The following is a 25,419-nucleotide window of genomic DNA, read 5'->3' on the forward strand; positions in this document are numbered from 1 at the left end:
TGGCTCCGCCGGCAAAAGCCGACGGAACCTCCGTCATCGAAACTGCTCAGGCCGAGATCAGGGGCTCGTATTCCTTCTTGAGGCGCTCCCAGCCATCCCAGAAGGGCTCCGTCTTGGTACCCGTCAGCCGGGCAGCGAGGACGTCCAGATGCATATGCCAGCCCGCGCCGATCATCAGCATATTCGCGCGGTCGGAGATGCGTCGGTGCGTGACGGTCAGCAGGACCTCACCGCCCATGGCCTCCAGTTCGAAGGAGACCTCGCCACGCTCTCCCCAGGTGAAGGTCATCTTGCGGGGCGGGTCGAGCTCTGTGATACGGCTCTGCATCCGGTGCTCCTCGGGAAAACCTTCGGGCCGGCTACCGGGCGGATCGGTCAGTTCGTCGTTGCGCCAAACGAGTTCGAAGGAGGAGCCCGCCTTCATCTCCATGTCGCCTGAGGCCAGCCAGCGGCGGCGCAGTTCGCTTTGCGTAAGGTAAGCCCATACCCGGTCTATCGAACCGGGGAGCAGGCGCTCGATCCTGATGGTGGCGGGCTCGGTTACCACGCCATAGGCACTGATGGCTGCAATGTCATTCATGTCTCGTCTCCTCTTTCGGTTTTCTTGGGTCTTGCTGCATCCTCCTCGCGGAGAAGTCTTTCGAGTTCGTCCAGCCTGTTGTTCCAGAACCGCTCGTAGAAGCTCAGCCATTCGTGGGCGCTGGCGAGCGGCCCGGGGGCAAGGCGGCAGATATGGGTGCGGCCGCGCACCTCACGGCGGATCAGCCCGGCATTTTCCAGCGCCTTGATGTGCTTGGAGGCAGCCGCGAGCGAGATCGCAAAGGGCTCCGCCAGCTGGCTTACCGTTCGCTCTCCACCCGCCAGGTCGCGAAGCATATGCCGGCGCGTCGCATCGCCGAGGGCATGAAAGACATTGTCGAGTTGGGGTGCGTATAATTCAACCATAAAGTTGAATATAGAGATGAGAATTCAAACAGTCAACCATATGGTTGAATATTTCTTCAATCGGGATAGGGGGGAGCCTATTGGCTCCGCCCCTCCCACACCACCCGGCATGCGGGTCCGCACCGGGCGGTTGGAGCAGTTGAGGTCGTCAGGCCCGTAGTTCTCCCGGCCTGGCGCCTGGGTTTGCTTATTCTGGTTCGGCGGATTTGATTTCTCGCTGCCGTGGCCCTTCGGGCTTCACCCTATCTTCCAGATCGGCGAGCTTCGCTGACGCGACCATCTGAGACCATTCAAATCCGATAACCAGCGGCTCTCCCTTCCGCTCCTTCGGCCCTTCGTTCGCGCAAGGCGCTCCTACTACGGCCTCTGCTGACTTCTCGCTCCGGCTCGACACCGTCGCCCTTTCAGGCACAAGGCGAGATCTCCCCAGGTAAGAACGCATTCCTTCGCTGCACGACCGCCGGATTTACGCCACCGCCCCTTGGTCACAAGAGCTTCGCGGAATGTTGCCCGCTCGCCCTGGTCGGCACCGCCTCATATCCGGTTCTTGTCCATCGGCCCGCAGGTTCGATCCACGCTTCCTCCCCACGGTCGGTCGCCCTTCCGCAGTTGCGCTTCACTTCGCTCGCCATGACCAGCTTACGGAGGGACTTCCACCCACAAGAATGCGCCCATGCTGGGCGCACAACAAGAACGGCGCGGTTATGAGCCGCGCCGTTCCGCCTACCGTTATTGTCGTTCTTAGAACCGGTAGGTCACCCCCGCCCCGATCAGCCAGGGATTGATCTTGGCCTTGCCGGAGAGCGGACCGAGAACGTCATGATCGGCCTTCCAGTCGGTTTCCAGGAAGATCTTCTTCACGTCGAAGTTCACGCCCCAATGCTGGTCGATCATGTAGTCGAAACCGACCTGCAGTGCTGCGCCGAAGTTGTTCTCTACGTCGAGGTTATGGAAACCGGCCTTTTCCGACTGGTTGTAGAACAGCGAATAGTTGACGCCCGCACCGACATAGGGCTTGAAGGCGCCGAAATCGGTGAAGTGGTACTGCAGCGTCAGTGTCGGCGGCAGGAGCCAGGCGCGACCGACCGGGACGCCGACGGCACCGTCTTCCTTGATATTGGCATAGGTCGTGCCGAGAATGAGTTCGGCGGCGATATTGTCGGTGAAGAAGTAGGTGATATCCAGTTCCGGGATCACCGAGTCAGAATAGGAAAGATCCGAGCCAGGAACACCGTTCACGGAACCCTCATCCTCAGTGATGACGCCCAAACCGCGTACGCGGATCTGCCACGGGCTTTGCCCAGTCACAACTTCCTCCGCCGCCGGGGCAACGGGAGCCGGCGTCAAATCCGCGGCCGCTGCCCCGAATGCGAAAAAAGCCGCACTTGTGCCCGCCAGCCATCTCAGATGCCGTGCGCCATTCCTGTTCATTTCGTCTCTCCTGGGATCAGAATCTCTTTGCGCAGACCGGTCTACGGCCTTCATCGAAGAGTCGGATTGATCAGGATCAACCCTCACCGCCCTGGGGATAGGAGTGGTAAATATGTCGCAGGGAATATCGCTTTCCGGCGGGTGAGCGGCCTGAGACTGCATATGCTGCCGCGGCGGTACAGCCTTCATTGCTGCGGACTGCTTTGCAGTTCCGACCGATTCGGCATAGGCTTGCCGCACTTGCCCGTCGAAGCCGCCCCATGCACATACCTTTCCGTTTTCTCATCCCGCTTCTGTTTCTTCTCAAACCGGTTGCCGGCGTGGCCGCCGGCGGGCCGGAGCGGGTGGAGCTCGACGCGCCTCTGCCCGGCCTGTCGGCGACTTATCTCGATCTCGCCAAGCGGATCGTCCCCGACCTCGCCAAGACGGAGGGTGCCGGCTGGCAAGGCTTCACGCTGGACGAGACGACCGCGCAAAAACTCGATCTGGATATCGATTGGCCGGACGGCCTGACGATCGAGAACGTGGAGGTCATCGACCTTGCCTCCGCCGCCCATCCGAACATCGCTGTCCTTTTCGATTTCGGGGGCTCAGGCGGTGATCCTGCCGCCCCTGCCCTTCTCGTCCTCTATTCCTTCGATGGCAGCCCCGGATTGCTACCGAAACTACGCGACGTTCTGAATGTCGGGCTCGATCGCGACACCGGTTTTCCAGACGCGGCCCTGCAGCCGCTCGGCCCGCAGTCGCAGCTGATCGTGGTGAGCAACGGCCACTGGAACTCGCAGCAGTCCTACCGGGACCTGACGCTGGTGCTGGCCCAGCCGGACCGTCTGCAGATCATCGATGATGTCATGACGTTCTCCGAAACGCTCTGTGGTCTGCGCCGCACTCAGGAGCCGCATATCTCGGTGAAGAAGGAAGCCACGATGCCGATGGCCGCCGTCCGTGTCGACGTCCTGCTGCACGACGAACCGATCAAAGAGCGGTGTACGGAAAAGGCTGTCGCCAGGCGTGACCGGACCATCGGCGCCACCTATCGCTGGAACAAGGTCGGCGGCCGATACGAGCCCGACTCCGCCGCGCTCGAACGGCTCGCCCTGGAAAACGAAAAACGTTTCTGACACCCCCCGGAGGGCCGGCGTATCAGGCCAGCTTGCGCCCGTTAGGCACGATCATGCCTGCGGCGCCTTCCAGCCAGCCGGCCTTCAGTTCCAGCGCCAGGAAACGAGAGCGCTCGAAGGGGCCGGGCATGACCAGATGCCGGGTCTTGTCGGCAAAGAAGCCGAACCGTTCATAATAGGCCGCATCGCCCACGAGCAGGACGGCACCGTGGCCGCGCTTATGGGCCTCGGTGATCGCCGCACGCATCAATGCGCCGCCAATCCCCTTCCCCTCATGAGCGGAATCGACCGCCAGCGGGCCGAGCAGCAGCGCTTCGATCGGAGTACCGTCGGGCGAGATGCCGGCTTCGACATTCCAGAGACGCACGGTGCCTGTCACATGACCGTCCGTATCGCGGGCGACGAGCGCAAGACCCTCCGCCGGCACGCGGCCGCGGCGGATCTTTTCAGACGACTTCAGCCTGCGATCCGGGCCCATGGCGCGATCGAGCAGGTTTTCGCGAGCCACCACGTCGGCCGGTGTTTCGGCGTCGATGATGAAAGTGGTGTTCGGCGCAAAAAGGGCGCGGACAGAATCAAGAACAGTGGCCATCTTGGCCTCCCGAACTCAAAACCGTTTCAGACGGCATCGGAGGATCATTGTGAATGTGCCGCCCCGACTGGTTACGGGGCCGGCGGAAACGAACGTCTTAGATGACGTAGGCCTTGAGCGGCTCGAAGCCGTTGAAGGCGACGGCCGAATAGGTCGTCGTATAGGCGCCGGTGCCTTCGATCAGAACCTCGTCGCCGATCGTCAGAGAGACCGGCAGCGGATACATGTTCTTCTCGTACATCACGTCGGCCGAGTCGCAGGTCGGGCCGGCAAGCACGCAGGGCTCCATCTCGTCCTGATCACGCTCAGTGCGGATCGGGTAGCGGATCGCCTCGTCCATCGTTTCGGCAAGACCGCCGAATTTGCCGATGTCCAGGAAGACCCATCGGTGATTGTCGTTGTCCGACTTCTTCGACACCAGCACGACTTCCGCCTTGATGACGCCTGCGTTGCCGACCATGCCGCGGCCCGGCTCGATGATCGTCTTCGGCAGGTTATTGCCGAAATGCTTGCGAAGCGAAGCGAAGATCGCCTGGCCATAGGCTTCGGCAGACGGCACGTCGCGCAGGTACTTGGTCGGGAAACCGCCGCCCATGTTGACCATCTGCAGGACGATGCCCTGCTTGGCGAGCGAGCCGAAGACGCGCTTGGCATCGGCAAGAGCCGAATCCCATGCATCGACCTTGGTCATCTGCGAACCGACATGGAAGGACACGCCGTAGGATTCCAGGCCCAGCTGGTGAGCGTAGACAAGAACGTCGACAGCCATCTGCGGCACGCAGCCGAACTTGCGCGACAGCGGCCATTCGGCGCCCTCGCCGTCCGTCAGCACGCGGCAGAACACCTTCGCACCCGGTGCGGCGCGGGAGATCTTCTCGACTTCCTCATGGCTGTCGACGGCATAGAGGTCGACGCCGAGCGCAAACGCACGAGCGATGTCGCGCTCCTTCTTGATCGTGTTGCCGAAGGAGATCCGGTCAGCCGAAGCGCCGGCGTCGAGCGCCATCTGGATTTCGGCGACCGAAGCGCAATCGAAGTTGGAGCCCATCGAAGCAAGAAGCTTCAGGATTGCCGGCTCCGGATTGGCCTTGACCGCGTAATAGATCGCGCTGTCCGGCAGGGCATGACGGAAGGCGGTGAAATTGTCGCGCACGACATCGAGATCGACAACAAGGCACGGCCCTTCCGGACGTCGGCTCTTGATGAAGTCGAGGATACGAGCAGTGGTCATCGGTCAGTCCCTTCAAATCTTCAGGCTCCGGCTCACGAACCGGAGGACAAAGGACGGATGAGAATGCGTTCGGCCCAGTTGGTGGAGACACCGGTACCGTGAACACGCTCAAACGCGCGATATGTGGATCAACGCCCTGCCACGAGCAATGATCCGGCTTTGTCTGCCTTGGATTGGAGGGTTGTCCCTACCGCACTTCCGGCAATGATGGTGTGCCTCTTCAGTATTGCAGGCTGATGGAAAGCCTGCAGAGACCAGAAAGGCCCGCACCGTCGTTGCTTCAAGATGTCCTCGCATTTCCCGGTTGGCCGGAATAGCGACTGGAGGGGTTAGTTCCAGGTACCTTACCGATGACCTCACCTAATCGAGGGTCGGCGGACACCCACAGGCACGTGCGACTTTGGGCAAGCCGGGAGATAAGAATATTCGCCGTCATAATCAAGAGATTTTTTGGCCGTCATCGAAAATTCGCATTGCACAATCGCCGACGGCATCCCACCTAGGACTTCACCAAGCAAGGGGGCGACATTTGGATACTCTGACACGCATGCGGGCCTTCATCGATGTGGTTGAAGCGGAAGGGTTTTCAGCCGCCGCACGACGGACCGGCCGGTCGAAGGCGCTGCTGTCGAAATATGTGCGCGAATTGGAAGACGACCTGGGCGCGCTGCTGCTCAACCGCACCACCCGCCAGTTCTCGATGACCGAGGCCGGACACACTTATTATCGCACCGCCGCCGACATCCTGAAGGAGATCGACAACCTTGCCGATCTGGTGCGCGAAAACAACGCCGATCTCAAGGGACGGCTGAGGGTTTCCGTGCCGCGCACATTCGTCGATGCCGAGGTCGGCCAGTCGCTCATCGATTTCGCCAAGACGCATCCGGACGTGTCTCTGGAAATCGTCGCGGAAGACCGGTTCGTCGATCTGATCGAGGAGAATTTCGATCTCGCCATCCGAATCACCAAATTGGAAGATTCCGGCCTGATTGCCAAGAAGCTGTCCGACTTCCGGGTCTATACCGTGGCGACGGCGGATTTCGTTGCCCAATACGGGCCTCTGGAACACCCGCAGGACCTCAACCGGGTTCCCTTCATCATCGATACCAATTCGCGCTGGCACAACAATGTGCGCTTCACGAATGCCGAAGGCTCCACCATTTCGGTCGCCGTCAGCGGTCCGATAGAGGTCAACAGCCCGCAGGCGACGCTCAGGGCCGCCCGCGCCGGCATCGGCGTGGCGATCATCCCGGATTTCATCGCCAATGCATCGATCCAGTCGGGCGAACTCGTTACCCTCTTCGACGACTACATTGCCAGGGATCGCGGCATCTATGCCGTCTACCCGCATCGTCGCTACCTGCCGGCCAAGGTCAGGAGCTTCGTCGATTTCCTCTCCGCCTGGTTCCGCAGGCAACATTGAGCCGATAGGCTCAGTCAGCCCGAGTCGAAATTCCGTCTCATTTACGAGGCAAAGCAGGCACTGGCGAACGGGGAGAATCAGACGGATTATGCGTTATAATATTGCAACAATTGTAACGCTTGCGGCAATCTGCTCACCGCTTCCAGCACTTGCCCATCCGCATATCTTTGCCGAAGCCAGGCTGGAAGTCGTTGCAGGCAATGACGGCAATCTCGGTGAACTGCACAATGTCTGGCGCTTCGACGAGGTGTTCTCCTCCAGCGTCCTGCTCGATTTCGACAAGAACACCAATCTGAAGCTGGACGAGGACGAGCTTGCCGAACTCGGCGAGGTGATGCGCAAGTCGCTTTCCGATTACCATTATTTCACGACCATCACGATGGATGGGGCGAATGTCGGCGTTCAGCAGCCGGACGCGATCCATGTATCGCTCGAAGGCAGCCAGATTCTCGTCATCTTCGCGATCAAGCCGGAAAAGCCCGTCCCGCTGAAAGGCAAGCTCGCCTTCGGCATCTATGATCCTTCCATGTACACCTCGATCGATTTTCCGACCGATGGCGACCTGGTGGCGAAGGGGTCCGGTTTCACACATTGCCAGCACAAAGTGGTGCGTCCGGATCCAGACGAAGTGCTTTCGCAAAACAGCGCTTCGCTGACTGACGCCTTCTTCAGCGATCCGACCGGCACCGACATGTCGAAATTGTTCGCCACCAGACTGGAAATGACATGCTGACAATCCGCCGCACTCTGGCGCTGACCGTTCTTGCGGCGCTGGTGATTGCCGGCGCCGCGCATGCCCAATCGCCGCTCGGCGTCGGATCGGCCGAACCCGCCTTCTCGGTCGGCGGACCTTTCGGTCCCTTCCTCGCCTGGATCAACACGCATCAGCAGGCGTTCTACCGGGCGTTGACGGGCGCGCTGAGAGCGATGCGGGAGGACCCCTGGGCGCTTTCCGGCTTGATCGGCCTTTCCTTCGCCTACGGCGTCTTCCATGCGGCCGGCCCCGGGCACGGCAAGGCAGTGATCTCCTCCTACATGATCGCCAACGAGATCGCGCTGAAACGCGGCATCGTCATCTCCTTCGTTTCCTCCCTTCTCCAGGGCGCGGTGGCGATCCTGCTGGTCGGAACAGCCTTCGTGCTGCTGCGCGGCAGCGGCATCTCCATGACGCAGGCGACCCAGGCCATGGAGATCGCAAGTTTCGCGCTGGTGGCGCTTTTCGGCGCCTGGCTGCTTTTCAGGAAGATACACGCGCTCCGCATGCGCGTGGTGAGCCTTCCGATGGCCGCACCGGCCGCCTCCGCCGCCCTCGGTGGCCGCGGTTCGACAGGTCTCAATTTCCGGGCGGTCGAGGTACAGGATCACGAATATCAGGGCCAGGGCGACTATTGCGAGACCTGCGGCGTCAGCCATATGCCGGACCCTGCAACGCTGGAAGGAAGGGACTTCAGCCTGCGGGAAGCCTGGTCGGCGATCATTGCCGTCGGCCTGCGCCCCTGTTCCGGTGCCATCCTGGTGATGAGCTTTGCGCTTCTGAACAGCCTTTATCTCGGCGGCGTGCTTTCGGTGCTGGCCATGTCGATCGGCACCGCAATCACCGTGACGATCCTGGCAAGCATAGCGGTGGGCGCCAAAGACCTCGCGCTTCGGATCGCCGGCCCCGGTTCACGAACAGGACGGCGCATCGGCCATGCAATCGAAATCGGCGGCGCGCTTTTCGTGCTTTTGGTGGGCCTCTCCCTGCTCGGGGCGTCGCTGCAGGCCTAAGTCAGATCGTTACGACGATCTTGCCGAACTGCTGGTTTGATTCGAGAAAGCGGTGCGCCTCGACGATCTCCTCGAACGGAAAGGTTCTGGCAATGACCGGTCTGAGCAAGCCTTTTTCCAGTCCTGCAAGGATAAACGCCTTGGCCGCTTCCAGCCGAACAGGGTTCCCGGTGATCTCGTGGACGAGATAACCGCGCAGCGTCAGGCTCTTGACAAGCACTGTGAAAAGCGGAAAGGGCGTCGGTTCCGCACTCAGCCCTCCATATTCCAGAAGAAGCCCACCGCGCGACATGGCGGCCGTCAGCGGCTCGAAGATCGGGCCGCCGACCGCATCCAGCACCACCCTGACGCCTTCCGCTCCACTGATCTGCTTTAGACGAGCCTCCAGATCCTCTTCCGCCGAAGCCACAACATGGGTGGCGCCTGCCTGCAGCAGTGCCTCCTTCTTGGCCGACGTTCTCGTGATGGCGATGGGAGTCGCGCCGACAAGATTGGCGATCTGGATCGCGGCAAGCCCGACACTGCTCGAAGCCGCGCTAATGGCGACGAAATCGCCTTTCGCAACCTTTGCGATCTCGATCAGGGCGCCGTAGGCGGTGAGATACGACATCCAGAGGGCGGCTGCGGCCTCGAAGCTCAGTGAGGGCGGATGCCTGACCAGAAGACGGGCTGGAAAGGTGACCTCGTCGCCATAAGCCGGCCAGCGGATCATCGAGATGGGTGGCACGATGCTGACGGCGTCGCCCGGCGCAAATTCTTTGACGCCCTCCCCGACCATGTCGACAATGCCGGCCGCCTCAAGCCCGAGGCCCGAAGGCAGGCTGGGCGTTTCGATATAGGTTCCGGCCCGCAACAGGGCCTCGGCACGGTTGAGGCCGAGCGCCTTGACGCGAATGCGTACTTCACCCTCTCCAGGTGGCTGAGCATCGATAGTCTCGATGCGCAGAACCTCGGGACCACCATGCTCATGGAAGCGAACGACGCGTGCCATTGATACAACTCCGAAATTATTGAGTTGAATGAGCTATGACATCCGTCAAATCCGCGATAAATGCCAGTTTTGGCGAGACAGAAATAACCAGAGCTTTCGAATATGGATCGATTGAGCAGCATGGCCGTATTCGTCAAGGTCGTCGATCTGGGCTCCTTCGCGGCGGCCGCAGGGGCGCTTGATCTTTCCGCTCCCATGGTCGGCAAGCATGTGCAGTTTCTTGAGCAGCGGCTGGGCGCCCGCCTTCTCAACCGGACGACGCGCCGCCAGAGCCTTACCGATCTCGGCCGCGCCTATTACGACCGCTGCCGGATGATTCTCGCAGAAGCGGAGGCCGCCGACGCATTGGCAGTCGATCACCAGTCGGAGCCGCGCGGCCGGCTGAGGGTGGCCGTGCCCGTCCATTTCGGGCGGCATTGCGTCCTTCCCGTGCTGATGGACTTTGCACGGCAATATCCGGCACTGGAGCTGGATCTCTCCTTTGGAGACCGTTTCGTCGATCTTGCCGATGACGGCTATGACCTGGCGATCCGTACCGGCGAACTGGAAAGCCGCGCCGGCGTCATCGCCCGCCGTGTTGCCCGCCAACCCATGGTCGTCTGCGCCTCACCGGCCTATCTTGAAAACCACGGCCGGCCGGATACCGCTGAGGAACTCGCGAGCCATCGCGCGGTAGTCTACCGGCGGTCTGGACCGGTTCCGCCCTGGCTGTTTCCAAAAGAAGGGCTGCCGCCGCTGGAAGTGACTCCGCCCAACCGCATCCGGCTGGACGATCTCGATGCGATCGCCGATGCCGCCGTGATGGGCATGGGCCTGGCGTGGGTGCCGTACTGGCTTGTGCGCGGGCGGATCGAGACCGGCGCGCTGATCAGGCTCCTTCCGGATCAGCCGCCGTTTCTCTACGATTGCCACGCCCTTTGGCTGCAGACGCCGTATCTGCCGTTGAAGGTCCGGCTCGCCGTCGACGCCCTTGCGTCCGCACTGCCGCGGCTCATGAGAGCCGGCGCCTGACTATTTCCGCCGCTGGAAACGAGCCCTCAGCCAGAAGATCAGGAAGAAACAGAGGAGCAGCGCCGCGCCGACGACGAAGCCGAGCACGGGCGAATAATTGCCGATCCAGAGCACCAGTGTCGGCAGGAAATAGATCACCAGTCCGACGCAAAGCAGGATGACAGCGGCGGCAATCGCCTGGGAACGGCTCTCGGGAGTCATGCGGCAGTTCCCTCTGCAATCTCGGTGCGGATATCTTCGAGCTTGCGTTTCTGCTTGCCGTCCGCATCGAAATTCTCCGGCGCAAGCCAGGCTTCGAAAGCGGCCTTGATGACCGGCCATTCGCTGTCGATCATCGAAAACCAGGCGGTATCGCGGTTGGCGCCCCTAGAGATGACGTGCTGGCGGAAGACGCCCTCGAAGGTGAAGCCGTAGCGGCGCGCCGTCACCTTGCTCGCCTCGTTTTCATTGTGGCACTTCCACTCGTAGCGGCGGTATCCGAGATCGTCGAAGACGTGCTTCGCCATCAGGTAATGCAGCTCGGTCGACATGGGCGACCGCTTCATCGCGAGGCCGTGGGCGACGGAACCGACTTCCACCACGCCATTCTTCGGGTCCGGGCGCATGTAGCTCGCCATGCCAACAATCTCGCCGGTGGCGTTCTCGCGGGCGATCAGCGTGACATAGCCGCCCGCCTGACGGACCGACTGCAGCCAGCGATCAAGGTCGTCGGCTGTGGCGTAATCCTCATTGGGAAAATACTTCAGGAGGTTGTTGATGCCCTCCGCGCCGCCGAGTGCGCCCCAAAGCCCCTGCAGGTGCTTTTCCCTTTCATAGGGCTCCAGGGTGACGAACCGGCCCTTCAGGGTAACGGGCGCGGGTGCACCCACTTTGTAATTCTTGAGATCGCGCATGGAAGGCCTCTGTCTTGACGAACAGAGGCTTAGGCCAGCGCATCGGGAAAGGCAACGGGCGCCTCCGATAGGCCGCCACAGAGCAGCCGGATAAATTTCCCTTTGGATCGTTCAACGTCTCTTGACTGACCTAGGTCAATCGTCCTAATCAGTTTGTAGGACAATTGACCTAGAATTGGAACCGGCAGAGGAAGAAGACGAGGATGAACGCTGCAAACACCCGGCAGCATATCGTGGAGGCCGCAGACCAGCTCTTCTACGAGCATGGTTTCGAGGCCACGTCCTTTGCCCACATAGCGGAGGCGGTGCAGCTTTCGCGCGGAAACTTCTATTATCACTTCAAGAGCAAGGACGAGATTCTGGATGCAGTGATTGCCAGGCGGCTTTCAAATACTGCAGCGATGCTCGACGCCTGGGAAGCCGAGAGCCCCACCCCTGCCGAGCGCATCCGGAGCTTCATCCATATCCTCATCACGAACCAGACGAAGATCATGGCCTATGGCTGCCCAGTCGGCACTCTCTGCAATGAACTCGCCAAGCTCGATCACGTTGCGCAAACCGATGCAAGCAAGCTCTTCACGCTGTTCCGCGACTGGTTGGCGCGTCAGTTCGAAGCCATGGGTCGGGGTGCCTATGCCGATGCGCTCGCCATGCATCTCCTGATGCGCAGCCAAGGCGTTGCGGCGCTCGCCACCGCATTTCGAGACGAAGCCTTCATCCGCCGGGAGGTGGATGACATGTGCCAGTGGCTGCAGAGCCAGCAGCCTTGCTGATCAACCCGTTTCCAACCGCTTCCTGACATCCGGCCTGAAGGAGGGCCTGTCCCATGTTCGTCGTCACGCTCCGATTTTCCACCAACAAGTCCCAGGCCCCGCAATTCATGGAGGCCCACAATGCCTGGATCAAACAGGGATTCGAAGACGGCATCTTTTTGCTGACGGGCAGCGTTCTGCCGGGAATCGGCGGCGTGGTCCTGGCCCACAACCTCTCGCGCGCCGAACTGGAGGCGCGCGTTAAGGCAGACCCGTTCGTCAAAGAGGGCGTCGTGACTGCCGATATCCTGGAAATCGCTCCAGGACGCACGGACGACCGTCTGGCATTCCTGAAGGCGTGAACCACCGCCACACCCCGATCGGAGACCGGCACGGACTTTACGCCTCTGACTGGACCGCCGTGTCCTCACCCTGCCAGCTGCCGGTCGCCAATGCAAAGGGCGACCATTCCTCCAGCTCGTAGCGGATGGGCAGGGCGTCGGCCCGCCAGACGACCCTGCGCGGGCGGAACCGCCAATAGCGTTCGGCACCTTCAAGCGGACGGCCTTCCGGATGATCGAAAAGCAGCTCCGCATCGCCGGTCATCTGCAGCAGATTGCCCGTGGAAAAGTCCACAAAGACAAGCCCTGCACGCGGATTGATCGCGATATTGCCGAGCGTGTTGAAGAAGCGATTGCCGACGAAATCGGGTATCGTCAGCCAGCCGTCGTCGCCCACATGCACGAAGCCCGACCGGCCGCCGCGATGGGAGACGTCGACCTGACGCCCGCCCGGAAGGTCGGCATAGGTCGCGACGAAAAATGTGTCGGCCTGCCGCACCAGGGCCAGTGCGGCTCCTTCGAACGTGGAGCTTTCTCGCGGGGGCACAGCGGAAGGCTTTTCCGGTTCTCGCACGAACCTGACCTGCCGAAGCTGGATGTATTTCGGGCAATTGCCGAAACTCTGCTGTACAGAAAGATCGAAGCCGCCAGTATGTCGGTGCAATGTGCCGTTCAGCCGGTTGCGGCGCCGGGTGCCGAGATCGATGCCAAGAAGCGCGAGAGACGCGCCATCATCCATTCCGGTCTCCGCTGGATCGGCAAACTCCCTTTCCAGCTCAACCGAAAGCCTCTCGGAATCCGGCGCCTGGAGAAACCCTGGCAGGCCGGCCCGAAGGGTCGCCCAGACATCACCGCCCGGATCCACGGCTCCCAGGACCACCATCGGCAGCAGTGGATAGAACTCCCGATGCTGATCGATCAGGTGGTCGCGCACCACACGGCGCCCGATCTCGTCCATCCGCGCGTCCACGCCGTACCGCGCCTGGAGAGCAATTTCGCCGGGATGCCATGGCGATGGAGGCAGGATCGGGCTATCCATGACTTACTCCTCAGGCTGCAAGGCCGACCGGCGTCTTCTGGAAATCGACAAAGCCCGGAAGAGCCTCGACTCGGCTGAGCCAGGCGCGGATGTTCGAATAGTCGGCAAGATCCACGTCTCCTTCCGGCGCCCGCGCCACGTAGCTGTAGAGAGCGACGTCGGCGATCGTCGGAGCTTCGGAGGCGATCCAGCGTCGGCCGTCGAGAGCGGCATCGATGAGCGCCAGGATGGCATGCGAGCGGGGAATGACCTCTTCGGCGCGGTAAGGCGCCTTGAAAACGTTGATGAGCCGCGCCTGAGCCGGTCCATGGGCGATCTGGCCAGCAGCGACCGACAGCCACCGTTGAACCTCGGCGGCACCCTTGGCGTCCTCGGGAAGCCAGTCGCTCCGTCCGGCCTTCTTTGCGAGATAGATGAGGATCGCATTGGAATCGCAGACGATCGTGCCGTCGTCGTCGAGCACCGGAACCTGGCCGAATGGGTTCAGCTTGAGGAAGTCGGCCTGCTTGTGCTCCCCTTTCGAAAGATCCACGAAGACCAGTTCGTGATCGATGCCGAGCAGCGACAGAAAGAGCCGGGCGCGATGCGCGTGGCCCGATAGCGGATGGTGATAGAGCTTCATGTCAGCCTCCTGATTGCAATGACGCCGTCATGATGATTGTTAATCCTGATGATAGTAAGATAGAAATCGCAAACTGAACCATTCCGAAAACTGAAATAATTACGGCGGAGGCAGCATGGACCGGTGGCAGGCGATGCGGGTGTTCGTGCAGGTTGTGGATAGCGGCGGTTTTGCCCCGGCTGCCAAGCTCCTGCATATGAGCCCTCCTTCGGTGACGCGGGCTGTCGCCGGGCTTGAAGATTTGATCGGCACGCGTCTTCTCGTCCGCACGACCCGTTCGTTGAAGCTGACGGCGGCGGGCGAAGGTTATGTCGCAGATTGCCGCCGTATCCTGTCGGAGGTCGCGGAAGCGGAAGCCAATGCCGCGGGCAGTTTTACGCAGCCGGCCGGCTTGCTCACCGTCACCGCGCCTGCACTTTTCGGCCGCATCCATGTGCTGCCGGTGATCCTGGATTTCCTGGACCGTTATCCCGCCATGCAGGTGAAGACCGTTTTCGTGGACCGGGTCACCAATCTCGTGGAAGAGGGCCTGGACGTGGCCATCCGCATAGCCACCCTGCCAGCCTCCGGGCTGATCGCCCGCCGCATCGGCTCGATCAGGCAAGTGCTCTGCGGCTCGCCGGACTATTTCAGCCGGCATGGCGAGCCGGAGAAGCCGGAAGATCTGGCGAGCCACGCGATCATCGGGCGCGACGGGCTGTTCGGGCACTCGGAATGGCTCTTCGGCAAGGACAGCGGCATGCGCGTGCCGGTAAGCTCCAGGCTCATCTGCAACACCAACGACGCGGCGATCGCCGCTGCCGTGGCGGGCTTCGGCTTGTCCCGGTTCCAGTCCTACCAGGTCGCACCTGAAATCGAAGCAGGGCGCCTCAGGATCGTGCTTGCGCAATACGAGCGCGAACCGGTGCCGATCCATATCGTCCATGCGGAGGGACGAATGGTCTCCGCCCGCGTGCGGGCCTTCGTCGACTTCGCCGTCGAACACTTTCGACGGCAGGCCGGCATGGATGCGGGAGCCGCGTGAGGCGTGAGGGAGGCTCGCTCAGACCTTGACCTTGGCCGCCGAGACGGTCGCGTCGATATGATCGATCAGCGCATCCGGCAGGCCGAGGCGGCCGGCAAGCAGATCGAGATAGCCGCGTTCGGCGCGGGTATCGGGATCGATCGTCACCCGGGTGGCGGTATAGAGTTCGACCTTCTGCTCCTCGGTGCGGGCGGCGGCGATCAGATCGTCCATGTCGACCGGATTGGCGAGCTCCTGCGCGATGAAGGCTTCGGCCTCGGAACCGAGATCCACCGCATGCACCTTGTCCATGATATTGGCCCGCTCCGCCGCATCGATATGCCCGTCCGCCTTGGCAGCGGCGATCATGGCGCGCACCAGGGTCAGCGCGAAATCATTGCTGAGCTGCGGCGACTGCGGGCTGAACGGAGAATCGGCCGGCGGCGGCAAAAGCGGGGTTTCCGTCTGTGGCGCGGGCTGCGGAGCAGTCTGCGGCGACTGGCCGGACTTGTAGTTCTTATAGGCGAGATAACCGAGACCGGCGATCGCCGCGATGCCGCCGACGGTCGCGACATTGCCGGCGAGGTTGCGGCCGGTCTTCGTGCCGAGGAGTGCGGCAACGATCGCGCCGGTGGCCATCGGATTGTTCTTCGCAAGCTGGGTCGCCTGCCCTGCCCTGTCTCTCACGCTTCCCGACATGCCGGGTATCTGCGACCCCAGAAATTGATCGAGAAGCTTTTTTGCGTCGAACATCGTCATCTCCCGTTGATGGAATATGGTCAGGAGATAGGAAGCATCGTGCCGGATACAAAGAAGATGACGGAAATTTCACCTTCAGCGGCAAGCCTTAAGCCTTCAGCGCCGCCGCTTCGGCAGCGAGCTTGGTGATGCCGGCCCAATCGGCGGCCGCGACGAGCTCCTTCGGCGCGACCCACGAGCCGCCGACGCAGACGACATTCGGCAGCGAGAGGTAGTCATTGGCATTTTTCAGCGAAATGCCGCCGGTCGGGCAGAAGAGGGTGCCGGCGAGCGGCGAAGACAACGCCTTCAGGTAAGCGGCGCCGCCGGCCTGTTCCGCGGGGAAAAATTTCAGGACGTCGTAACCCTTCTCGCGCAACGTCATCACTTCGCTGGCGGTCGCTGCACCCGGCAAGAGCGGAACTGGAGAATCCTGGGCAGCGGAAAGCACGCCGGGCGTGACACCGGGCGAGACGATGAAGGTAGAGCCCGCCTTCACGGCGGCATCCCAGTCGCGGGCATTAAGGATGGTGCCGGCGCCGACATTGGCGCCTTCCACCTCGGCGGCGACCGCCTTGACCGCATCGAGGGCGGCCGGTGTGCGCAGGGTGATCTCGATCGCTCTGAGGCCGCCGGCGACGAGCGCCCGGGCAAGCCCGACCGCAGACTTCGCATCGTCGACGATCAGCACCGGTACCACCGGCTGCAGTTTCAGGATGGAAAGCAGCTTTTGTGTCTTGCTTTCGGTCTGGCCGGCCATGGCGATCATCTCCGCTAAAACGATTGAAATCTTGTGGTGGGAGATAACGCCCAAGCCTGTCATTGTCGAGAAAAAATGCCGCATAGTGCCCATGCGGGTTTGCCAAAACACGACTTTGCACTAGGGTTGCAGAAGGTTCCAAACCAAGTCAGGCGCCTATGGCCAAGGAAATCGAACGCAAGTTTCTGGTGAAAGGCGACGGATGGCGTTCCGAAGTCTCGTCGTCTTCCGATTTCCTGCAGGCCTATATCGCCTCCGGCGACGATCGCTCGGTACGTATCCGCATAATGGACGGCAAGCGCGCCAAGCTCACCATCAAGATCGGCACGAGCCTGATCGCCCGCGACGAGTTCGAATACGAGATCCCGCTTACCGATGCCGAGGAAATGGCGAAAACCGCGATCGGCGTGGTCCTGGAGAAGACCAGACACGAGGTCAAACACGCAGGCTACGTCTGGGAAGTGGATGTCTACGACGGAGCCTATAAGGGGCTCGTAGTGGCCGAGGTCGAGATGGAGGACGAGAGCGCCCAGCCGGAACTGCCGGACTGGATCGGAAAAGAGGTTACGGGTGACCGTCGCTATTCCAACCTGGTCATGGCGACCGAAGATCTGAGCGCAGAGCTGTCCGATGCCCTATCGTCTGAAGCCCGCTAAACGCTTCACCGCCGAGTTTTGCGCGGTGGCAGAAAGCCAGCTTGCCCGCGCGATCCAACTGCTGGAAGAACAGCCGGACGGCCCGCACGAGGCGGTGCACGATGCTCGCAAACGTTTCAAGCGGGTGCGTGCCCTCTACCGGTTGATCCAGCGCGACCAACCTGAATTTCGCCGGCGGGAAAACGCCCGGATCCGCGACATGGCTCACACGCTCTCGGCAGTCCGCGACGCGACCGCGCTGGTGGAGACGGTCAATTACCTCGCAGAACATGCGACCTCGGCGGAAGAACTCGCCGCGCTGACGGTGGCCTCGAATGCGCTGACGGAACGGCGTGATCGGATCGCTTCCGAAGAACACGACCTCCCCGCCAAGATGGCAGCAGCGATCGCGACCTGCAGGCAGGCCATTGCCGCACTTGGAGAACTCGACCTCGACGACGACCCCCGCAAGACGGCAAAACGCCTTGCGGCGGCCTGGAGGAGACAGCGGTTGAGGGCGCTTGCCGCACTTGCCGCCTGCGAGGAACATGCCGACGCCGAAGTCTATCATGAGCTGCGCAAAAGCGGGCAGACCTACTGGATGCACCTGTCGCTGCTCGGCGAGATCTGGCCTTCGGCAATGCTCGCCAAACAGATGCAGGCAAAGGAACTCGTCGATCTGCTGGGCCACGAGCACGATCTTTCGGTCCTGACCGGGCTGGTCAATGAAAGTCCCGAGCTTTTCGGCGACAGCGAGACGCTGGCGCTCGTTCTCGGCGCCATCATCGCCCGCCAGCAGGCCTTGCGTCATGAAGCGATCGAAAAGGCACACGAGGTCTTTGCCGATGGTGCGGAGACCGAAAGCGGCCTGATCCGCCTTCTCTGGGGAAAAGCGGCGACCTCACCGCGAAAGACCAAAAGCCGCAGGGCGAAAGCCAATGGCAGGGCCGGGAAAGAAACCGCGTTGCGCGGCTAGGCGCAAAGCTGTATTTCAGCGCCATGACAGACAATCTCGCTATATCGCGCCCGGAGACATCCGGCGCCTTTCTCGTAGCCGCGCTTTATCATTTCGCGCGTTTCGACCGCTTTGAGAGTTTCCGCGACCCGCTGCAGGCCTTCTGCGACGAGAACGGCATCAAGGGGACGCTGCTTCTTGCCCGCGAAGGAATCAACGGCACCGTTGCCGGCTCCGACGACGCCATTCGGCGCCTGCTCGCCTTTCTCCGTGCGCAGCCGGAATTTGAAAAGCTGGAGCACAAGGAAAGCCGCGCCTCGAAAATGCCCTTCCTGCGCATGAAGGTGCGGCCGAAAAAGGAAATCGTCACGATGGGCGTCGAGGATATCGACCCCAACCGGATCGTCGGCACCTATGTGCAGCCGAAGGACTGGAATGCGCTGATTTCCGACCCGGATACGATCGTCATCGACACCCGCAACGACTACGAGACGGCGATCGGCATCTTCAAGGGCGCAATCGATCCGAAGACGAAGACGTTCCGCGAATTTCCCGACTGGGTGAAGAACAACGCAGGCCTGCACAACAAGCCGAAGATCGCCATGTACTGCACCGGCGGCATCCGCTGCGAAAAGGCGACGGCCTTCATGAAGGAACAGGGCTTCGACGAGGTCTATCACCTGAAGGGCGGCATCCTGAAATATCTGGAGGACGTACCCGCGGAGGAAAGTCTCTGGGAAGGCGCCTGCTTCGTCTTCGACGAGCGCGTCTCCGTTGAGCATGGGCTGAAGGAAGGCAATCACAAGCTCTGCCATGCCTGCCGCAACCCGATCACCGCCGAGGAGATCACCTCGCCCCATTACGAGGAGGGCGTCTCCTGCTCGCATTGCTACGACAGCCGTACGGACGAAGACCGTGATCGCTACCGGCAACGGCAGCACCAGATCGCGCTCGCCAAGAAGCGCGGCCAGAAACATATCGGCGGATGAAGCAGGCATTATTGCCTTCCGTCATCTGAGGAATGGCAAGGGACCGTACCTTCCGACTGGAGATGGAGCATGCCTGCCGGAAGGGTAGTCCCGAGCTGATTTGCAAGCTCGGGACCATATGCATCTGCTCCGGGGCTCATGCGCCGGAGCATTGGTTTTCGATGTTAGATTCCAAGTCCGCCGGCGATATTGATCGCCTCGCCGTTGATGTAGCCCGCATGGGGACCGGCGAGGAAGCAGACGGTTTCCGCCACCTCTTCGAGGGTTGCAATGCGACGGATCGGATGCATATCAAGGATAGCGTCACGGTTCGGAAGCTCGCCGGCGACGTCGGCAGCCATGTCCGTCGGCATGATCCCCGGCTGGACCACGTTTACCGTGATATTGCGAGGCCCGAGGTCGCGCGCGATGCCCTTGGCGTATCCGGCCAGCGCCCACTTCGTTCCGGCATAATCGGCGACCCCCGGGAAGAGTACATAAGAGCCGAGCAGAGAGCCGATGAAGATGATCCGGCCACCGTCGGCCAGTTTGGGCGCTGCGGCACGCGTGTTGGCAATCGTCCCCAGAACATTGACCTGCCACTGACGGTTGTATTTCTCTCCGTCAAGCTCCGGATCGTCCACCGTCTGTCCCTGGATCGCAATGCCGGCATTGTTTACGAGGATATCGAGTCTGCCAAACTCGGCGAGCACCCTGTCGATCAGCGGCTTCGCGGAAGCAAGGTCAGCTTGGTCGCTCTTTACCGAAATCGCGCGTACGCCCTTCCCCCTCAGCTTCTCCACCACAGCTTCTGCCTTATCCGCCGAAGCGGCGTAGCTGATGGCAACGTCTGCTCCGTGGGCGGCAAGCGCTTCCGCGGTCGCAGCGCCAAGGCCCCGGGAACCGCCGGTCACCAGGGCGACCTTTCCTTTCAATGTATTCGACATGAGATTCCTTCCTTTGAATATGTCGCGGGTACCTGATGTCTGGTATCCACCATTAACATAACGGACGTTACGATAACAGTCGTTATGAAATTTGACATTTGCGGTCAAGGGTTTTAATAACGATCATTATGAAATTAGCTGAGCTAATCTGATGGGTCGCCATCGCGAATTTGATGTGGAGAAAGCGCTCGACGGCGTGTTGTGCGTCTTCTGGCGAAAGGGTTACGAGGGTGCGTCCTACGCTGACCTGACCGCGGCGGCCGGCGTCGAGAGACCTGCCCTCTATTCCGCGTTCGGCAACAAGGAAGCACTCTTCCGCAAAGCCCTTGCGCGTTATTACGAGCGATACCTGGACTATATCCCGGCGGCGCTGAAGCTCCCGACATCACGGGAAGTCGCAGCGCACATTCTTCACAACGCAATCGACCTTAATACCCGTTTTTCCAATCATACGGGATGCCTGGTCATCAACGGTGTTCTGGCTGGGTCGGATGACGCCGAACCCGTGCGGCAAATCCTGATAGAAGCTCGCGCCGTTGCCGAGGCGCAGCTTCGTGGACGATTCGAACAGGCAAAGGCGGAAGGCGACCTTCCCGAAACGGCCAAGCCCGGTACCCTTGCAGCATTCCTCATGGCCGTGCTTCACGGCATGGCGGTGCAGGCAAAAGCCGGTTTCAGTCGCGAAACGCTCGAGGCTGTCGCCGAGCAGGCGCTGTCCTGCTGGCCGGGAGCCAAGTCCACACCATCGGGAAAATCATCCTGAAGGCCTGAGCGGCCCTACTCTTCAAAGCGGCTCGTGGAGTCGCGATCGGTCGTATCGCCGTTTGAGCGGAAACGGCGGCAACCAGGACTCCCGGCGGACGGTCCAGAGCTCGTAGGTTGGCATCAGCTGGTCGGGAGCATCCAGGGATCCGAGGTTGACTTCGACTTCGCCCGCGCTGCAGCGGCGGCCACAATATGCGCTCCGCGGTTAACGTAATGTCTTCAGCGATCGGCCGGAAGCGGCGGTCAGGCCGGTTCAGCAGATGAAACATGAGTCGTGCCGTCCAGCTCGACGTATCGATCCAGGTGCCGTAGCCACTTCCGCTCGATGGCCGCTTCAATATCAATGTCGTTTGCGCGCAGATAGAGTACGAATTGCCCGAACAAATCCGCCGCTTCGTTTTCCAAAGCTTCGCGGGTGCCGCCCAATCCATCGGGGTTCGGTCGGGCCTGACCGTTGATGAGCAGATGTTCGGCTGTGAGTTCCCCGAGCTCCTCCGTCAGTTTGAGCAGATACCAATCCTGGGTCCGCGTAATATTGTGCACCCTTGCGTAAAGCTCTCCGACCCGACCGATACGATCGCTTAATTCCCCGAATGTCGCACTCATTCCCTGCCGCCTCCTAATCTTTTCGAACCGATGCCAGGTGGTTTAGCAGGTGCTTGCGACAGGATCTTTGCGGGGCGCTGCTCCGAAACCTTACTCTTCAAAGCGGCTCGTGGAGTCGCGATCACGGTCGTATCGCCGTTTGAGCGGAAACGGCGGCAACCAGGACTCCCGGCGGACGGTCCAGAGCTCGTAGGTTGGCATCAGCTGGTCGGGAGCATCCAGGGATCCGAGGTTGACTTCGACTTCGTCCGCGCTGCACCCGAAAACGGACGAACCGCAGCGCGGACAGAAAAAGCGTCCGGCATAGTCGCGCGTTTCGCCTTCGATCGTCACTGCATCCTGGGGAAAGATTGCCGACGCGTGAAAAAGGGCGCCATGATGCTTGCGGCAGTCGAGGCAGTGACAAAGGCCGACACGGTATGGGGCGCCCGACGCCACGATCCGAACGCTGCCGCAAAGACAACCACCCGTAAACCGGTCCATGGTGAATCTCCTCCAAAGTCAAGGGAGCGAATTGTCTACAAGAATAGCGCTGCCGATATCGCCCGGCTCCTATTCCAGCAGCGGCGGCCACAATATTCGCTCCCGCTGGTAACGCAATCTCCGTGTCCGGCTGGATATCGCCACACAAGCAACTCTCACGACAGGAGAACAATGCGCGCCTTCAGGCCGCGCTCACTCCGTCCGGCATCCGGCCGCCGCGATAGATGGCATCGATCTCTTCCGCCGACATCGGTTTGCCGAACAGATAGCCCTGCAATTGGTCGCAACCGCTGAGCCGCAACGCCAGCGCCTGGTTCTTTGTCTCGACGCCTTCGGCCGTGACGGGGATGTTCAGCGAGCGGGCAAGCGCGACGGTCGCCTGCAGCGTGTCCATCGCGGCACCGCCCTCGTCCAGGGCATGCACCATCGACTTGTCGATCTTCATCCGGTTGAAGCCGAACTGCCGCAGATATCCGACACTCGAAAAACCCGCGCCGAAATCATCCAAAGCGATCTTTACCCCGAGGTGTTTCAGCTTTGCGAGCGCGGCACGGGCGCGCGCCGGATTCTGGATGAAGTACCCCTCCGTCATCTCCAAGGTCAGGCGCGAGGGGTCGGTATCTGTCTTGTGGAAGACGGAGGCGACATGCAGCGCAAAGGCGGGATCGCGGAACTGGCCCGGCGAAATATTCACGGAGAGCTTCAGTTCCGGCCACTGTGCCACGGTCTCGCAGGCGCGATGCAGTACGAAGAGGCCGAGCTGGTCGATCAGCCCGGTGGACTCGGCGATCGGAATGAAGACATCGGGCGGGACCGGCCCGTGTCCTCTTCGGTTCCATCGCGCCAGCGCCTCAACCCCGATCAACGTCCAGCTGCCCGCATCGACCACCGGCTGGTAGACGACGTGAAGTTCGCGCCGTTCGATGGCAATCCTGAGATCGACCTCGAGCTGATTGCGCTCCTCCCGCTCGGCATCCATTTCGGGATGGAAATATTCCGTGCGGCCGCCGCCGCTGTCCTTGGCGCGGTACATGGCCATGTCGGCATGGCGCACCAGTTCCTCACCCGAAATCCTGCCGCTGGGCGATATCGCAACGCCGATGCTCGTGCCGATCGTCGCGACGCGGTCGCCGATCAGGAAAGGCTCGTCGAAAAAACCGAGGATTCGGTCGCTGATCATCTCCACGACCTTTGCGACTTCCCCGGTGGAGAGCGCGATCGCAAACTCGTCGCCGCCGACGCGGGCGAGAACCGTCTCGTCCCCCACCAGTGTCTTGAGACCGGCAGCCACGCCGCGGATCAGCTTGTCGCCGGTAGTGTGGCCATAGGCATCATTGACCTCCTTGAAACCGTCGAGATCGAGATAGAGCAGCACCACATGCGTATGCTTGCGGTGGCTTTCTGTCACCAGTTCGCCGAGTGCGGCAAAAAAACCGGCACGGTTGAGGAGGCCGCTCAACCGGTCGGTCATGGCGAGATGCCGCGCAGCCGCCTCGTCGGCCGCCAGACGGTTCAAGGTTTTGCTGCCGCTGACAAAAAGCAGCAGGAAGAACAGGCCGACCATCACAAGCGCGCCGTAGACCAACGGCCGCACCTCGGAATAGCCGAGGCTTCCAGGCAGACGCGACTGCCAGACGAGCCGCTGCAGCAGCTTTCCATGCATGTTGCGGAGCTCGACAACATTTGGCGTCCGCCCTTCCGCATCGGCAAAACGCAGGCCGTCTATGACATAGGTCTCAGCGAGCTTCTCGACTTTGAGAGCATCGAGGTGGCGCGCGAAAATCAGGAATCGCCGTTTCTCGCGCGGTTGCTCCAGCGGTCCCGCCTTGGGACGGATCAACGCCACGCCGACCGCTGCGACGCCCGTTGTCGTCTGCACAAAGCCTGAAGCTTCAGGCAGAGCATCAGGACCGGCGGAGCCTGCCTTGTCGAATAGCGTCCAGATCGACGAATCGAAATAGTCGCGCGGTTTCCAGGATGCGGGCGCTCCGTCCTGATAGGACATCACCACGTTCTGGTCCTTGTCCATCACGATGGCGACGTCGAAGAGATCGCTGTTGGAGGTCATGTCGCCGTAGTTGCTGACAATCCAATCCTGGTCACCCGCGTAGACGAACTGCGCCGCGTCATCCCAGGCGGCATAGTCATTTAGCGTCGCATGAAGCTGGCTGCGAAACGTCTCGATGGCGCCGGTGGTCGTCTCGCGCGAGCGCGCGTCGTCCGCCCGGTTGGTGTAGTCGGCGATACGGCCGAGCGCGGTCAAAATGAAAATCGTCACCAGCACGACGACGATCGCAAAGGCGAACAGCATCGAGGTCACGGCGGAACGACGGCCGACTGACACGGTGCGCCGAAAACGTGACGGAAGAAACGACATGGAAGACCTCGTTAGTCCTACATCTTTCGCGGGTATTCCTTCAGATAGCGTTAAAAAGAAAGGCCGGACCTCCCGCAGGAGGTCCGGCCCATAAGAGTTTCCTTAAATTCTCGTTACCAGGCCGCGATAACGGCGCCTTTGAAGGTCGTGTTGACGAAGTCCTTCACTTCGGCGCTGTGATAGGCCTCGATCAGCGTCTTCAACCAGGCGGCGTCCTTGTCCTTGGACCTGACGGCGATGACGTTGATATAAGGCGCTTTCTCGCCTTCGCGGGCGATCGGATCCGTCTTCGGATTGAGACCGGCTTCAAGCGCGTAGTTGGTGTTGATGACGGAGGCGTCGACATCATCCAGCGAGCGCGGAAGCTGAGCAGCGTCCAGCTCGGCAAACTCGATCTTCTTCGGGTTCTCCGTCACATCGGCCGGGCCGATCTTCAGGCCCTTGCCGGCATCGACCTTGATGAGCCCCTGATCGGCGAGAATCAGCAATGCGCGGCCGCCATTGGTCGGATCGTTCGGAATGGCGATCGTTGCGCCTTCCTTTAATTCCCCGAGGCTTTTGACCTTCTTGGAATAGACGCCCATCGGGAAGTTGACGGTCTGGGCGACGCTGACGAGGTCGAACTTCCGGTCCTTGACCTGGTTATCGAGATAAGGCTGGTGCTGGAAGGAATTGGCGTTGAGCTCACCATCCGCCAGCGCCTGGTTGGGCACGACATAATCGGAGAATTCGAGGATTTCGATATCGAGGCCCTTGCCAGCTGCGATTTCCTTCACCTTTTCCATGATCTGGGCGTGGGGGCCGGGCGTAACGCCGATCTTAATATCTTCGGCGAGCGCCGGAGCGGCGGCGAAGGCGGCAAGTGCCGCGGCGATAATCAGCTTCTTCATGAGTGTCTCCAATGAAAGAACACAAGGGGCAAACGCCTTCAATTGCCGGCTTTTCCTTGGGTTCGGTTATGTTTTGACCGGCGTTAGAGCCGATCGGCTAAACCCTTTGCTTCCGATGGACAGGTGTTTCGGT

At 61.2% G+C, this 25,419-nt stretch carries 29 protein-coding genes and 1 pseudogene; 12 read left to right on the top strand and 18 right to left on the bottom strand.

Annotation, left to right across the window (positions count from 1 at the left end):
- Positions 1 to 46 precede the first annotated feature (46 nt).
- The 3 genes from C5L12_RS22035 to C5L12_RS22055 all read right to left on the bottom strand — a co-directional run bounded on the left by C5L12_RS22035 (position 47) and on the right by C5L12_RS22055 (position 2,376).
- Positions 47 to 580, bottom strand: a complete 534-nt coding sequence (locus C5L12_RS22035; protein ID WP_105374213.1) for an SRPBCC family protein — start codon at positions 578 to 580, stop codon at positions 47 to 49.
- Positions 577 to 945 (bottom strand): ArsR/SmtB family transcription factor, encoded by a 369-nt coding sequence (locus C5L12_RS22040; protein ID WP_105374214.1) that lies wholly within the window; start codon positions 943 to 945, stop codon positions 577 to 579. Before C5L12_RS22040 ends, C5L12_RS22035 begins: the two co-directional genes overlap by 4 nt.
- Before the next feature lie 741 nt (positions 946 to 1,686).
- A complete protein-coding gene (locus C5L12_RS22055) occupies positions 1,687 to 2,376 on the bottom strand; it encodes an OmpW/AlkL family protein (RefSeq protein WP_105374215.1) in 690 nt (229 codons plus the stop codon).
- Between the two features lie 260 nt (positions 2,377 to 2,636).
- Between C5L12_RS22055 and C5L12_RS22060 the strand changes: the two genes are divergently transcribed.
- Positions 2,637 to 3,497 carry a hypothetical protein gene (locus tag C5L12_RS22060; protein WP_105374216.1) on the top strand — a complete coding sequence of 287 codons (861 nt, stop codon included), beginning with the start codon at positions 2,637 to 2,639 and terminating at the stop codon, positions 3,495 to 3,497.
- Between the two features lie 22 nt (positions 3,498 to 3,519).
- Here C5L12_RS22060 and C5L12_RS22065 read toward each other — a convergent pair whose 3' ends face one another.
- Entirely contained in the window at positions 3,520 to 4,089 is a 570-nt protein-coding gene (locus C5L12_RS22065; protein WP_105374217.1) for a GNAT family N-acetyltransferase, read from the bottom strand.
- 97 nt (positions 4,090 to 4,186) lie between these two features.
- Positions 4,187 to 5,320 carry an ornithine/lysine decarboxylase gene (gene odc2, locus C5L12_RS22070; protein ID WP_105374218.1) on the bottom strand — a complete coding sequence of 378 codons (1,134 nt, stop codon included), beginning with the start codon at positions 5,318 to 5,320 and terminating at the stop codon, positions 4,187 to 4,189.
- Positions 5,321 to 5,849: 529 nt separating this feature from the next.
- Here odc2 and C5L12_RS22075 point away from each other — a divergent pair.
- The 3 genes from C5L12_RS22075 to C5L12_RS22085 all read left to right on the top strand — a co-directional run bounded on the left by C5L12_RS22075 (position 5,850) and on the right by C5L12_RS22085 (position 8,510).
- Complete coding sequence (locus C5L12_RS22075) at positions 5,850 to 6,743, top strand: LysR family transcriptional regulator (protein WP_105374219.1); 894 nt, start codon at positions 5,850 to 5,852, stop codon at positions 6,741 to 6,743.
- A gap of 88 nt (positions 6,744 to 6,831) precedes the next feature.
- On the top strand, positions 6,832 to 7,476 hold the full coding sequence (locus C5L12_RS22080) for a DUF1007 family protein (protein ID WP_105374220.1): 645 nt from the start codon (positions 6,832 to 6,834) through the stop codon (positions 7,474 to 7,476).
- Positions 7,470 to 8,510 carry a nickel/cobalt transporter gene (locus C5L12_RS22085; protein WP_105374221.1) on the top strand — a complete coding sequence of 347 codons (1,041 nt, stop codon included), beginning with the start codon at positions 7,470 to 7,472 and terminating at the stop codon, positions 8,508 to 8,510. The genes C5L12_RS22080 and C5L12_RS22085 overlap by 7 nt, the downstream gene beginning before the upstream one ends.
- Position 8,511: 1 nt before the next feature.
- Here the strand turns inward: C5L12_RS22085 and C5L12_RS22090 are convergent, their stop codons facing one another.
- Positions 8,512 to 9,501 carry a zinc-dependent alcohol dehydrogenase family protein gene (locus C5L12_RS22090; protein WP_105374222.1) on the bottom strand — a complete coding sequence of 330 codons (990 nt, stop codon included), beginning with the start codon at positions 9,499 to 9,501 and terminating at the stop codon, positions 8,512 to 8,514.
- 102 nt (positions 9,502 to 9,603) lie between these two features.
- Here C5L12_RS22090 and C5L12_RS22095 point away from each other — a divergent pair, with 102 nt between their 5' ends.
- Positions 9,604 to 10,512, top strand: coding sequence for a LysR family transcriptional regulator (locus tag C5L12_RS22095; RefSeq protein ID WP_105374223.1), 909 nt, complete (start codon positions 9,604 to 9,606; stop codon positions 10,510 to 10,512).
- Here the strand turns inward: C5L12_RS22095 and C5L12_RS22100 are convergent, their stop codons facing one another.
- Together C5L12_RS22100 and C5L12_RS22105 are read right to left on the bottom strand one after the other, a co-directional pair.
- On the bottom strand, positions 10,513 to 10,713 hold the full coding sequence (locus C5L12_RS22100; RefSeq protein ID WP_105374224.1) for a hypothetical protein: 201 nt from the start codon (positions 10,711 to 10,713) through the stop codon (positions 10,513 to 10,515).
- Complete coding sequence (locus tag C5L12_RS22105; protein ID WP_105374225.1) at positions 10,710 to 11,405, bottom strand: GNAT family N-acetyltransferase; 696 nt, start codon at positions 11,403 to 11,405, stop codon at positions 10,710 to 10,712. Before C5L12_RS22105 ends, C5L12_RS22100 begins: the two co-directional genes overlap by 4 nt.
- Positions 11,406 to 11,608: 203 nt before the next feature.
- Between C5L12_RS22105 and C5L12_RS22110 the strand changes: the two genes are divergently transcribed.
- Together C5L12_RS22110 and C5L12_RS22115 are read left to right on the top strand one after the other, a co-directional pair.
- Positions 11,609 to 12,178, top strand: a complete 570-nt coding sequence (locus C5L12_RS22110; protein ID WP_105374226.1) for a TetR/AcrR family transcriptional regulator — start codon at positions 11,609 to 11,611, stop codon at positions 12,176 to 12,178.
- 53 nt (positions 12,179 to 12,231) lie between these two features.
- Positions 12,232 to 12,519 carry a YciI family protein gene (locus C5L12_RS22115; RefSeq protein ID WP_105374227.1) on the top strand — a complete coding sequence of 96 codons (288 nt, stop codon included), beginning with the start codon at positions 12,232 to 12,234 and terminating at the stop codon, positions 12,517 to 12,519.
- A gap of 37 nt (positions 12,520 to 12,556) precedes the next feature.
- Here the strand turns inward: C5L12_RS22115 and C5L12_RS22120 are convergent, their stop codons facing one another.
- Positions 12,557 to 13,537, bottom strand: a complete 981-nt coding sequence (locus C5L12_RS22120) for a pyridoxamine 5'-phosphate oxidase family protein (protein WP_105374228.1) — start codon at positions 13,535 to 13,537, stop codon at positions 12,557 to 12,559.
- Positions 13,538 to 13,547: 10 nt separating this feature from the next.
- The gene (locus tag C5L12_RS22125; protein WP_105374229.1) at positions 13,548 to 14,159 is read right to left on the bottom strand and encodes a glutathione S-transferase family protein; all 612 of its coding nucleotides are present in this window, start codon (positions 14,157 to 14,159) and stop codon (positions 13,548 to 13,550) included.
- A gap of 115 nt (positions 14,160 to 14,274) precedes the next feature.
- On the opposite strand from C5L12_RS22125, the gene C5L12_RS22130 reads away from it, so the two are divergent.
- The gene (locus C5L12_RS22130) at positions 14,275 to 15,183 is read left to right on the top strand and encodes a LysR family transcriptional regulator (protein ID WP_105374230.1); all 909 of its coding nucleotides are present in this window, start codon (positions 14,275 to 14,277) and stop codon (positions 15,181 to 15,183) included.
- A gap of 18 nt (positions 15,184 to 15,201) precedes the next feature.
- Here the strand turns inward: C5L12_RS22130 and C5L12_RS22135 are convergent, their stop codons facing one another.
- Together C5L12_RS22135 and C5L12_RS22140 are read right to left on the bottom strand one after the other, a co-directional pair.
- Positions 15,202 to 15,915 (bottom strand): tellurite resistance TerB family protein, encoded by a 714-nt coding sequence (locus tag C5L12_RS22135; protein WP_105374231.1) that lies wholly within the window; start codon positions 15,913 to 15,915, stop codon positions 15,202 to 15,204.
- A 94-nt stretch (positions 15,916 to 16,009) separates the two neighbouring features.
- Positions 16,010 to 16,660, bottom strand: a complete 651-nt coding sequence (locus C5L12_RS22140; RefSeq protein WP_105374245.1) for a 2-dehydro-3-deoxy-phosphogluconate aldolase — start codon at positions 16,658 to 16,660, stop codon at positions 16,010 to 16,012.
- Positions 16,661 to 16,818: 158 nt separating this feature from the next.
- On the opposite strand from C5L12_RS22140, the gene C5L12_RS22145 reads away from it, so the two are divergent.
- Genes C5L12_RS22145 through trhO form a run of 3 tightly spaced genes read left to right on the top strand, consistent with a single transcriptional unit; the run spans position 16,819 to position 19,239 of the window.
- Positions 16,819 to 17,316: a CYTH domain-containing protein gene (locus C5L12_RS22145; RefSeq protein ID WP_105374232.1), complete on the top strand. Its 498-nt coding sequence runs from the start codon at positions 16,819 to 16,821 to the stop codon at positions 17,314 to 17,316.
- Positions 17,291 to 18,271, top strand: a complete 981-nt coding sequence (locus C5L12_RS22150) for a CHAD domain-containing protein (RefSeq protein ID WP_105374233.1) — start codon at positions 17,291 to 17,293, stop codon at positions 18,269 to 18,271. Before C5L12_RS22145 ends, C5L12_RS22150 begins: the two co-directional genes overlap by 26 nt.
- A gap of 23 nt (positions 18,272 to 18,294) precedes the next feature.
- Positions 18,295 to 19,239 (top strand): oxygen-dependent tRNA uridine(34) hydroxylase TrhO, encoded by a 945-nt coding sequence (gene trhO / locus C5L12_RS22155; protein WP_105374234.1) that lies wholly within the window; start codon positions 18,295 to 18,297, stop codon positions 19,237 to 19,239.
- A gap of 164 nt (positions 19,240 to 19,403) precedes the next feature.
- Here trhO and C5L12_RS22160 read toward each other — a convergent pair whose 3' ends face one another.
- Positions 19,404 to 20,165, bottom strand: coding sequence for an SDR family NAD(P)-dependent oxidoreductase (locus tag C5L12_RS22160; protein WP_105374235.1), 762 nt, complete (start codon positions 20,163 to 20,165; stop codon positions 19,404 to 19,406).
- 151 nt (positions 20,166 to 20,316) lie between these two features.
- Between C5L12_RS22160 and C5L12_RS22165 the strand changes: the two genes are divergently transcribed.
- Positions 20,317 to 20,928 carry a TetR/AcrR family transcriptional regulator gene (locus C5L12_RS22165; protein ID WP_105374236.1) on the top strand — a complete coding sequence of 204 codons (612 nt, stop codon included), beginning with the start codon at positions 20,317 to 20,319 and terminating at the stop codon, positions 20,926 to 20,928.
- 14 nt (positions 20,929 to 20,942) lie between these two features.
- On the opposite strand, the pseudogene C5L12_RS22170 reads toward C5L12_RS22165, so the two are convergent.
- From C5L12_RS22170 to C5L12_RS22190, 5 genes and pseudogenes are all read right to left on the bottom strand, one after another.
- Positions 20,943 to 21,105 (bottom strand): annotated as a pseudogene (locus C5L12_RS22170) (GFA family protein); the annotation flags it as partial.
- A gap of 68 nt (positions 21,106 to 21,173) precedes the next feature.
- A complete protein-coding gene (locus tag C5L12_RS22175; RefSeq protein WP_245422996.1) occupies positions 21,174 to 21,536 on the bottom strand; it encodes a nucleoside triphosphate pyrophosphohydrolase family protein in 363 nt (120 codons plus the stop codon).
- 90 nt (positions 21,537 to 21,626) lie between these two features.
- On the bottom strand, positions 21,627 to 22,019 hold the full coding sequence (locus C5L12_RS22180; RefSeq protein ID WP_105374237.1) for a GFA family protein: 393 nt from the start codon (positions 22,017 to 22,019) through the stop codon (positions 21,627 to 21,629).
- A 181-nt stretch (positions 22,020 to 22,200) separates the two neighbouring features.
- Positions 22,201 to 24,396, bottom strand: a complete 2,196-nt coding sequence (locus C5L12_RS22185; RefSeq protein ID WP_105374238.1) for a bifunctional diguanylate cyclase/phosphodiesterase — start codon at positions 24,394 to 24,396, stop codon at positions 22,201 to 22,203.
- A 113-nt stretch (positions 24,397 to 24,509) separates the two neighbouring features.
- Positions 24,510 to 25,286, bottom strand: a complete 777-nt coding sequence (locus tag C5L12_RS22190; protein ID WP_105374239.1) for a MetQ/NlpA family ABC transporter substrate-binding protein — start codon at positions 25,284 to 25,286, stop codon at positions 24,510 to 24,512.
- Positions 25,287 to 25,419 lie beyond the last annotated feature (133 nt).

It is taken from the genome of Neorhizobium huautlense (assembly GCF_002968575.1).
GTDB classification, from domain to species: domain Bacteria; phylum Pseudomonadota; class Alphaproteobacteria; order Rhizobiales; family Rhizobiaceae; genus Neorhizobium; species Neorhizobium huautlense.